This is a genomic window from Vibrio sp. 2134-1 (genome assembly GCF_033339495.1).
In genome coordinates this window covers 1-529 of record NZ_JAWOUS010000908.1, presented here as the reverse complement: position 1 = coordinate 529, position 529 = coordinate 1, and the positions used below count along the sequence as shown (strand labels likewise).

At 46.9% G+C, this 529-nt stretch carries 1 protein-coding gene; it reads left to right on the top strand.

Annotated features, from left to right (window positions below):
* The coding region (locus tag R7R78_RS29205; protein WP_225474977.1) for an outer membrane protein transport protein at positions 1–529 on the top strand (529 nt) is incomplete at both ends.

Sequence of the window (529 nt, the reverse complement as noted above, 5' to 3'; positions counted from 1 at the left end):
CTAGCGTTCGGTACGAACTACGGTATGGAAACGGATCTAGGCAAAGGCTTTGCCGCCTCTCATTTTGGTAACGAAGCAAGCGTAACCACAATGGAAGCAAACCTAAACGCAGCATACAAAATTAATAATGCGGTAAGTATTGGTGGTGGTATTCGTTACATCATCGGTGAAGGAAGTTTTGGCGCTACGACTCCTAAAGTAAACGTATTACAAAAACCTCAAGGTACGACTCTTAAGTACATGGAAGGTGACGATACGGCTTGGGGTTGGCAATTGGGTACAGCGTGGCAGATCAATGAAAACAACCGCATCGGTTTCACGTACAAATCTGAGGTTGAGCTAAAGCTTGAAGGTCATGCTGAGGGCCTTGGTTTTGGCTTCGGTACTCCTAAGCTTCCACAGCTGCGTGACAATGGCTACATGTACCTAAACCTACCAGCAACGGCTGAACTAGCGAGCTTCCACCAAGTAACAGACCAACTTGCGCTACACGCAAGTTTCAACTGGACTGACTGGAGTTCTTTCGAGA